This window comes from Peribacillus tepidiphilus, from assembly GCF_009466385.1.
Taxonomy (GTDB): domain Bacteria; phylum Bacillota; class Bacilli; order Bacillales; family DSM-1321; genus Bacillus_BN; species Bacillus_BN tepidiphilus.
Map to the genome: position 1 here is coordinate 1 of NZ_WIAQ01000054.1, position 7,043 is coordinate 7,043.

Here is a 7,043-nt window from a genome sequence, read left to right on the forward strand (position 1 = left end):
TTAATCGTTGATAAGGCTTGGTAGACTAGTCCAGCATCTTTATTAGGACCGGCACTATGTCCAACAATTTCTCTATTGTAAAGATCAACAAATAGACATATGTAATGCCAATTTTTTTGGACCCTTACGTATGTTAAATCCCTGACTACAACCGTTAATTCCTTTTGTTGATCAAATTCCCTATTCAACACATTTTCAACTTTAGATTCATTACATTTATCCACATGTGGCTTAAACTGGGCAACTGTATATTTTGATACTAGCCCATTTTCTTTCATGATTCGGCCAATACGTCTTCTGGATGCAATTTTACCGAGTTTTTCCAACTCATGTTTTATCTTACGAGTGCCATAGTTCTGGCGGCTTTTATGAAAAATATCGATGATGGTAACAGTAAGTTCATCATCTGATTTAGATTGCTCTTTTGCTTCATAATAATAGGTACTTCTTGGGAGTTGTAGGACGTCGCACATTGCTGATATCGAGTATTTGTGACGATTATTTTTAATCACATTTACTTTCGTCCTAGTATCAGCGCAGCTTGCTTTAAAATATCATTCTCCATCAGTAAACGCTGATTTTCTTTACGGAGTTTGATCAACTCTTCTTCTTCAGGTGTTCGGTTATCCTTCTCTTTAAATGAACCAGATGTTTGGCTCTGTTTCACCCATTTGTCTAATGCCGAAGGCGTTAAATTGTATTCACTTATAATGTCTTTTCTAGGCTTACCACTTTCATATAGTTTGACCATTTGAGCTTTAAATTCGGGAGTAAATGTTCTTCTAGCTCTCGTCATATCGGCGTACCTCCATTAACTGAATGAGATGAAGTAGACTTCCAAAATTAGAGGGTAAACACCGCAACTTGACAAGGAGCCTCTACGGGCATGCTTTCCCAGCCAGGAAACCAGATGATGAAAACATCTGGCTTGCCAAACAGGCTAGCATACCCGCCTCTCCTAGTAAAGTTGCTGGTATGGGATCTCTTACGCTTGTTAGCAGTATACCCAGATTAGGTAGTTAGTCTACTTGACCTTAATTTTTTTGTCCAGTTAAGTGTAGCCGATTCACAAGATATCATTTATGAAATCATAAAAATTCCAAAATATAACTACTACAAATTAAGTTTTCAAGACTTTAAAAGGAACTATATATTGCAGGAAAAAGTGTTTCGTTACGTCATGAGTAATTATTTAATGGAAACGAACCGTAATTAACAATAAGTGGTTCAGACAGAGAGCGAAGACCAGAGCCGTTTGCGTTGAATTTAATGAACTTTATAAAATAAATTCCACTAATAAATGAAATGGATATCTATAACACAGAAGTTCTTCCTTTACATATGGAGAGATTTCAAGAGTTTATTGTAATGTATAATTTCCAACCTAAACACTAAATACACTTTGATAAACAGTAGCAGTTCATCGTAACCAATAATTGTGATGAACTGCCTTTTTGTTTGTAAGAAAAGATTGAGTGTAAGTTCTCGCTACTTACTAATTGTTTAAAATGTTCTTTATTAGGAAAATTTAGTAATAAAAAGCATGCGGAGGAGTATGTATGAGGATACTCTCTAAAATTTCTTTTTATGTTTCAGTGATTTCTAGTGTAGTTCTTTTATCAGCAATTGTGTTGGATTTAGCAATTAATAAACAAAGATTGTTTAATGCTAAGGAGTATTTACAATGTTTTTTATTAATTGTGATTGCAATTACAATGAAGTTTATAATAATTCCCTATTATGAAAGGAAGAAGGGGACAAGGGATGTCTAGTGATTTTCATCTCAGTTAACGGTGCTTATTAGTTATGTAATTTGTCTTAACAACTTCAGATAATAGTCAACAAATAGCGATTGTTAGCAATTATTCACAATCATTTTAATTGTTGTAATGATTATTTTATTATTCGTGGAAGTAGTTGATGGAATTTTTTAACAAGAAAAAGCGAAGAAATAAATCAAGAAGAGGTTGTTTAACGGAAGATTGAAAACGGGGCAATCGCTCCGTTTTTAATTTTTTATAGGCGTTGTCTTTTGCAAAAAGGACAAAATAAGATATGTGTTGAATGTAATAATATATAGTAAATACTACAAAATACGATATGTTATACATAAAGTAAGTTCTACTGTTATAATCGTATTTACGGAGGTGACGATATTGAATGAAATAGAACTAAAAAAATTATTGGATGAGTTTAGAAGCCTCCACTCCGAAAATGAATGGGTAGAGTTTAAAGAAGCCAAGAGTAATTTCCATTTTGATGATTTAGGTGAATACTTTTCAGCTTTGAGCAATGAGGCTAACTTAAAAAATCAGCCTTATGGGTGGCTTATTTTTGGAGTAAAAGATAAAAATAAAGAAATTGTTGGAACACAATACAGAGAAAATAGAGCAGATTTAGATCGCCTTAAATATGAGATATCAAGGCATACAAACGATGGATTATCGTTTGTTGAGATTTATGAACTTTTTTATCCAGAGGGCAGGGTGATTATGTTTCAGATTCCTGCTGCGCCAAAAGGAATGCCAACATCTTGGAAAGGTCATTATTTTGGCCGAAATGGTGAGTCGAAAGGTCCACTCAGCATACAAGAAATCGAAAGTATTCGCAATCAACGTATGAAAGAAGATTGGTCGGCTGGGATTTGCCCCGGTGCTACGATTGACGACTTAGATAAAACCGCCATTGAGAAGGCAAGAGAAGAGTATAAAAAGAAGAATCCGCGTTTAGCCGAAGATGTCGATAAATGGGATGATATAACGTTTCTGAATAAAGCAAGGGTAACGATTAACGGACAAATTACAAGAGCAGCCATTATATTGCTTGGTAAACCTGAATCCGAACATTTTTTGGCGCCGGCTGTTGCAAAAATGACATGGATTTTGAAAGACGAACATAATATTGAGAGGGACTATGAGCATTTTGGACCGCCATTTATTTTAAACACAAATGAACTTTTTGCAAAAATCCGCAATTTAAAATATCGCTATATGCCGGACCAAAGTTTGTTCCCTATTGAAGTGAATCAGTATGATCCTTATGTCATTCGTGAAGCGTTGCATAACTGTATTGCTCATCAAGATTACACTCTTCAAGGACGAATTAATGTTGTTGAAAAACCAGAGGAATTAATTTTTACAAATCTTGGTGAGTTTATTCCTAAAACGATTGAGAATGTGATTGAACGTGATGCACCTCAAGAATATTATCGAAATCGCTTTTTAGCCGAAGCAATGGTCAATCTGAATATGATTGATACAATTGGTTCGGGAATTAAGAAAATGTTTTTAGAGCAACGAAAAAGATTCTTTCCAATGCCAGATTATGATTTAAGTGAGCCAAATAAAGTTAAGGTAACTATTTACGGCAAAATACTGGATTACAACTATACTCGCATGCTGATCAATCATACAGATCTGGATCTCAGCGTAGTGATTGCATTAGATAAGGTACAAAAAAAGCAGCGCATCACACAAGAAGAAGCAAAGAAATTAAGGGCATTAAAATTAGTGGAAGGCAGATATCCAAACCTATATGTTTCCGCTAAAATTGCTGAACTTGCAGGAGATAAGACTACTTATATTAAAAACAGGGCTTTTAACAAAGAGCATTATAAGCAGATGATTATTTCGTTTTTGCGTCAGTATAAAGTGGCAAGTAGGAAAGATATTGATGATTTGTTGCTAGATAAACTATCTGATGCTCTTGATGAGAAGCAGAAAAGAAAGTACATCGGCAATTTGCTTCAAGAAATGTCTAAAAAGGATAAAACCATTGTCAATCAAGGATCTACCCGCTATCCGAAATGGGTATTATCTAATTAGTTAAACTTAGTTTTAAATTAGTTATAGGTTTAGTTAATAAAATTAGTTATAAAAACCGCTCGAATATTGTTTTTACGCGATTTTCTCATTAACTAATTATTAACTAATTAGTTATAGGAATAGTTATTGTTAGTTATAGGATTTAGTTAAAGACATCGGTTCAATTTAAACCGGTGTCTTTTTAATATTTACCAAAGAGTTTAAAACATATTCTAGAATTTGGAGGTTTTTGTCTGAATATGTTGAATCTTTATTTGTAAAGAAGTAATTACCTATAAAGAGGCTAAAGGTAGAATTTCTTTATTCAACTTAGCCTTTGACAGAAACAAAAGTTGACACAATGAAGCCCTAGGAGGAGAAAAAATCCGGGAGGCTAAAATGTGGAAAAATTTAGTTATGTCTGTTATAAATTTTGTTAGAAATTTTAAAGATACCTCTACACTTAAATATTTTAAGAAGAAAGTTGAAATGGGGGATATAATGCAGCACATTTTTAAAAAATTAGAAGAAGATAAAGCAATAAAAAAAGTGATATATATGCTTATGGCCATGGGATATGCATATTACGAGGTTAGACAGATTAGAGAAATTTTTAAAAAGGACAGTTTTAGGGAGATTGCTAAACCTGCAATTAAAAGGATTAGTTATGAAATGAAGGTAAGAAAATCCGGGGCAAAATGGCCACTTGAAAAACGATGTTGCCGAAATCATTGCAGCGATTGAAATGAAATATAAATATGATTTATCAGATAAACCATTTCTAAGTGACATTGAAAAAGTGCGAAAAAGTATTGAAGAATATAAAATAAATGCTCTCTATTATTTAGCATTTATCCATGAAGTCGAATATGAGGCGAATTCAACATTGTCTTGGATAGATATAGAAAAATCGCCTTGGGCAAAAGGGAGAGTCGTTGAATTGAATGGCTATTTTGTTACCGAAAAACAAGAGCCTGTTTGGGAAGTTGTTTCTTATAACGGACTAAACGAAGATATATTAAGGGAAGGAAATTATAGCCGATAGATACTGTGAGTTTATATATATTGATAAATTGGACATGATGAAAATCAAAAGAATTTCTTTTATAACTAACTAATATGTTAGTGCAATAAGGCCAAAGCAAAATTAGGATATTAAAGGTTCTCCGTCAAATGTTGGGGTGGTAAAGAAATCAGGCCACCCCTATCCTATATGTAGACCCATTCCTTTATACTGATGTCTCAATAAGATTCTTGCTCGAAATCTCTTGAAGTTTTTATATCCATAGCTGTTTCGCTTGATGACTTTTGTCGTATTATTGATTCCTTCCAAAAAGCCATTGGAATGACCATACACAAAGCTATTCAGGATTTCTACTTGCCAATTTCGAAACGTTTCTATCGCTTGTTTCATCTCTGGAATTCTTGATTCCTCTACTACTTGATAAAATGCTTCCAGCTCTTTTTTTACCTCTTTGATCTTTTCTTGACCGATCTCTTTCGCTCGGTTAAACCATACTTGATAACGTTCTTTTAGTTTATAGGCTTTTTTTAGCTCTTCCGACATATTCAAATAGCGTTCTAAATGCCACTGATTGTCTTCAGTTAAAGTGTTTTGAGGTTTATAAAAAATGTACCTTTTTCTTTTGCACTTATTTCGTTCATAGTCATGAAACTGCTGCTGAATACGCCTGCGAACTCGATCAATCCCCCAATAAATATAACGACAAAAATGAAAACGATCCGCCACGATCACTGGGTTCCCTAGGGCCGAACGAACGGCTGCCTTAAAAGAAGGACTCATATCCATAATCACCACTTGAACGTGGTGACCATGCCTTTGAAGGTAGTCTTTTATCGTCTTTTTATTTCGGTTCGGTAGGATGTCTAGGGGGTGCTTTGTGATCCCATCGGCGATGATGAGTTGATCCTTTCCCTCCCTTGTATCTCCTTTATATTCATCAATCGCAATCACTCGAGGTAGTGACTCTACTTGCTTGACTTCCGTTTGAGCGATTTGATCAAATCGCCTCATAATGGTCGTGGATGAGGTACCGTAAACATCCCCTACTTCCTTAAATGTCTTTCCCTTAATAGCGCATACGGACACGGCCTGATTCCATTCAATCGATGTTCGTTGATATCGTTTGACAAACGTATTCTTTTCGGAAAAGCGTTTTCCGCAAGCACAGGCATATCGACGACGTTTATACCAAATATACGTCATCCGTTCAAACCATTTTAAATGTTGAATTTTTTGCCATCGATAATCATGGACTTTGTTGGTGAGCTGACCACAGTCAGGACAAGGGTGAGGCTTTCGCTCCATTTCCACATAGAGGAGGATTTCCCCTTTACGCTCCTCCATTTTTATCACCTGACAGTCTTTTAATCCTGGGATATTCATGATAGAATTCATAGTACACGCAACTCCATTCTTTTTACTTGTTTCTGGACAATTCAAGTATAAAAGAATGACGGGGGTGCGTGTCTTTTTTTGACCAAAATTGTATGAAAACCCCAACATTTATTATAGAGCCTTNCAGGACAAGGGTGAGGCTTTCGCTCCATTTCCACATAGAGGAGGATTTCCCCTTTACGCTCCTCCATTTTTATCACCTGACAGTCTTTTAATCCTGGGATATTCATGATAGAATTCATAGTACACGCAACTCCATTCTTTTTAGGCTCTCTGTCAATTGTGGTGGTGTAAATATTTCCAATACTCTCTCTTTGGAAGGAATGTAGGTTAACCTACATTCCTTCTGACAAGTTGACGCCACAATATCTTTTTTCGTAATCGCTCAAAGCTTTTTATTCCATAAGACATTCGTTTGATTACCTTGGTTGTATTATTTACACCTTCAATATATCCGTTGTTAAATGGATACATGAAGGATTGTAAAATCTCTTGTTTCCACCTATTAAATGTTCGAACGACTTTTTTAAATGCTTCGTTTCCAGATTCCTCAACTCTCGTCATCCATGCTTCTAAACCTGTTTTGGCATTTTCCATTGTACTTGTTTTAAACCAGACATCTAGTTCATTCTTTAACTCATAGGCTTCCCTCAAGTCCGAATCAAGTGCCAAGAGTTCTTCTACTCGCTCTTTCTCTTTTTGATTGAGCTTAAACGGGGATTTCCATAAAAGCTCTTTATTTCTTTTCATTCGAATACGTTGTTCTTTATATAATTTATGTTGCACTTCTCTTCTTACTTGATCAAATGCCCAATAAGCTT

At 35.0% G+C, this 7,043-nt stretch carries 5 protein-coding genes and 1 pseudogene; 3 read left to right on the forward strand and 3 right to left on the reverse strand.

Translation table 11 applies throughout. From position 1 onward, the window contains the following. A pseudogene (locus tag GD441_RS17370) lies at positions 1-796 on the reverse strand (IS3 family transposase); the annotation flags it as partial. Positions 797-2,147: 1,351 nt separating this feature from the next. Here GD441_RS17370 and GD441_RS16465 point away from each other — a divergent pair. The 3 genes from GD441_RS16465 (at position 2,148) to GD441_RS16475 (ending at position 4,848) form a co-directional block, all read left to right on the forward strand. Continuing rightward, positions 2,148-3,824, forward strand: coding sequence for an RNA-binding domain-containing protein (locus tag GD441_RS16465; RefSeq protein ID WP_153127499.1), 1,677 nt, complete (start codon positions 2,148-2,150; stop codon positions 3,822-3,824). A 378-nt stretch (positions 3,825-4,202) separates the two neighbouring features. Beyond that, complete coding sequence (locus tag GD441_RS16470; RefSeq protein ID WP_153127496.1) at positions 4,203-4,547, forward strand: hypothetical protein; 345 nt, start codon at positions 4,203-4,205, stop codon at positions 4,545-4,547. Then, on the forward strand, positions 4,510-4,848 hold the full coding sequence (locus GD441_RS16475) for an acetylxylan esterase family protein (RefSeq protein WP_153127497.1): 339 nt from the start codon (positions 4,510-4,512) through the stop codon (positions 4,846-4,848). Before GD441_RS16470 ends, GD441_RS16475 begins: the two co-directional genes overlap by 38 nt. 159 nt (positions 4,849-5,007) lie before the next feature. On the opposite strand, the gene GD441_RS16480 is transcribed toward GD441_RS16475, so the two are convergent. After that, a complete protein-coding gene (locus GD441_RS16480; protein WP_153127498.1) occupies positions 5,008-6,222 on the reverse strand; it encodes an ISL3 family transposase in 1,215 nt (404 codons plus the stop codon). 330 nt (positions 6,223-6,552) lie between these two features. After that, the coding region (locus GD441_RS16485) for a transposase (protein WP_191992217.1) at positions 6,553-7,043 on the reverse strand (491 nt) is incomplete at its 5' end.